Origin of the sequence: Acinetobacter sp. RIT698, assembly GCF_009668065.1 — a bacterium.
GTDB lineage: Bacteria > Pseudomonadota > Gammaproteobacteria > Pseudomonadales > Moraxellaceae > Acinetobacter > Acinetobacter guillouiae.
In genome coordinates this window covers 1-2,373 of the sequence record NZ_WJYH01000109.1, presented here as the reverse complement: position 1 = coordinate 2,373, position 2,373 = coordinate 1, and the positions used below count along the sequence as shown (strand labels likewise).

The 2,373-nt window shown below is 32.0% G+C and carries 4 protein-coding genes and 1 pseudogene; 2 read left to right on the top strand and 3 right to left on the bottom strand.

The window, feature by feature from the left end:
- Positions 1 to 127: 127 nt before the first annotated feature.
- Both GJV03_RS21860 and GJV03_RS21235 read right to left on the bottom strand, forming a co-directional pair.
- The gene (locus GJV03_RS21860) at positions 128 to 580 is read right to left on the bottom strand and encodes a tetratricopeptide repeat protein (protein ID WP_227515176.1); all 453 of its coding nucleotides are present in this window, start codon (positions 578 to 580) and stop codon (positions 128 to 130) included.
- Positions 581 to 683: 103 nt separating this feature from the next.
- Positions 684 to 944, bottom strand: a complete 261-nt coding sequence (locus tag GJV03_RS21235) for a hypothetical protein (RefSeq protein WP_056517368.1) — start codon at positions 942 to 944, stop codon at positions 684 to 686.
- 331 nt (positions 945 to 1,275) lie between these two features.
- On the opposite strand from GJV03_RS21235, the gene GJV03_RS21230 reads away from it, so the two are divergent.
- Both GJV03_RS21230 and GJV03_RS21225 read left to right on the top strand, forming a co-directional pair.
- Entirely contained in the window at positions 1,276 to 1,623 is a 348-nt protein-coding gene (locus GJV03_RS21230; protein WP_154131075.1) for an IS630 transposase-related protein, read from the top strand.
- A complete protein-coding gene (locus GJV03_RS21225) occupies positions 1,605 to 2,030 on the top strand; it encodes an IS630 family transposase (RefSeq protein WP_354666879.1) in 426 nt (141 codons plus the stop codon). The genes GJV03_RS21230 and GJV03_RS21225 overlap by 19 nt, the downstream gene beginning before the upstream one ends.
- A 93-nt stretch (positions 2,031 to 2,123) precedes the next feature.
- Here GJV03_RS21225 and GJV03_RS21220 read toward each other — a convergent pair.
- Positions 2,124 to 2,373, bottom strand: a pseudogene (locus GJV03_RS21220) (hypothetical protein); the annotation flags it as partial.

Below are 2,373 nucleotides of genomic sequence, written 5' to 3'. Positions count from 1 at the left end.
TATTATGTTTGCTCGAATAGAATAAATAATATCCATTAATACTCTCCTTCCTATTTCTTCAACATAGCCATAGAAAACTAAAAAAATTTGAATAGTTAATATGAGGTAGAAGTTTTAATATTATGAGTTAATCATCATTTCGGACACATCCTAACTCTTCTGCTCGATCATACCAAATAGCTCCAAGAACTTTATTCTTTCTAGTACCGATACCAAAATAATAGCATCTAGAAACTTCATAAACCGCTTCAGATGAGCCTCTTAAAGCTGATTGTAAATATAATAAAAACGCTTTTTTTTGATTTTTAGAAACATATACTCCTCTTTCATAACTAACAGCCAAATCATACATTGCATCAGGCCATTTCATTTCTGCCGCTTTTTTTAGATATTCAGTTCCTTTGACATAATCTTGTTCCAAAAAATGACCACCATGTAAATACCATGTTGCAATTGCGTAAGTTGCTTCTGGAGATCCTCGTTTATATGCAAGGTCTAATAGCTTATAAGCTTGTTCGTAATCTGGAATATCTTGTTTTACTAGCTCGCGGGCTGTTTGTATCAATTCATCATTTTTCAAAACTTTCTCCTTTTAATTACACTTATCCCCCCTACCTATTGCTCCACAAATTAGATTATATAAATAAATATCACTCTCTAACTGTTAAAATAATTTCAATCTATTAGTGAATAATCCTTCTAATCTTTTCACAGTCTGTTTCATATCCATTGAGTGGTAAACTATTTAACATCGATTCAAATTGCTGCTTCTTTTTTTGATCATTTGAATTGATCATTGATTTGGATTGACTAGAGAGAGAAGCCATTGCTTCTGAATAGCATAGGTTTAAGCTAAAAGAGTTTAGTACACTTCCTAAATAGAAAGCTGTGATAACCAATAAGAGGTAAATTATAGCAAATAGAAATATTTTTAAATTTTTCATATTTATAACCTTACATTAACAACAAGAATAGAAAACTATAAAACAGCCCCTGTGGAGCCTATAAACAAATACAAATCGTAACCTCATGGATTAAATCCCAACATCTTTTATAATATTTCTTTTGGAGAAAACTAAATCTTACATTCTCAACACTATCTAAGATAATTAAAACTATTTTCCTTTATCATAACTTCTCTCTTTTAGCTTAACATCAAAATATTCTACCCAATTTTCCAACATTTGGATTTCATCTCCAGATACGTTTTTAGATCTATGTCTACTGATAAATTCTTTTATAGTCAAACTGTTAAAAATGTAAGACAATAGATAAATGAGTTATTCAGAACATTTTAGACGAAAAGTTTTAGCTAAGCTTGAGGAAGGAAATTCTATTCGAGCCGTTGCCACACAATTTGAAATTGATAAGAATACAATTTTAAGTTGGAAAAAAAGTATAGAGATCAAAAGAACTCGACCACGCAAACCATCAAAAATAGATGATGATGCTCTGCGAGCAGATGTTGAACAATATCCTGACGATTATCAATATGAACGTGCAGCACGTTTTGGCTGTGGAGTTTCTTCCATTGGCGATGCATTAAGACGCCTAGGGATTACCGTTAAAAAAAGACCTTACTCCATCCGCAAGCAAAACCCGAAATCAGAGAGCAATACTTAAAGACTCTGGGTGAGTTAAAGCTCAAGCATCCTATCGTTTATCTGGATGAAAGTGGCTTTAAATCACATGAACAACGCCCTTATGGCTACTCTAAACGTGGAACACCTTGTTATGGATCATATAATTGGCAGTTGAAGAATCAAACCAATGCAATTGGTGCAATATATCAAGGTGGCTTATTTGGAGTTGGACTATTTGATTGCAAAGTGAATTCAGATGTATTTCATTTTTGGGTTAAGGAATTTCTTATTCCAGAATTGCCGAAGCAGAGTATTGTTGTGATGGATAATGCGACCTTTCATAAAAGGTCAGATACTCAAGAATTATTAGAGCAACATGGACATCATATATTATGGTTACCACCTTACAGCCCTGATTTAAATCCTATAGAAAAGATGTGGGCCTGAGTGAAGAAGAAAAGGAAAGAATGGTTAGTAGATTCTATCGATATGTTGTTCAAATTATTCTTTCAAATATGTATGAGTAATTAAACGGTTTTACTATAAGTCATTGATTAATAATTCAGTATCTTCTAACTTTACACTTTCATAAAAAATTAAGCTTTGATCATGATTTCTTGAGATTTTATCACCACAAGTGACCAAAAGAGCAGTATAAAAATCTACTCTTTCATTCTGTTCTAGACCTTGATTTTCTTTAATCTCATAGTCGATAGAGGTCCATAAATAAGTCGGTATTTTTTCACTAGGCAACCTCATACATATATTCACAACTTTAAATTTTAATAGA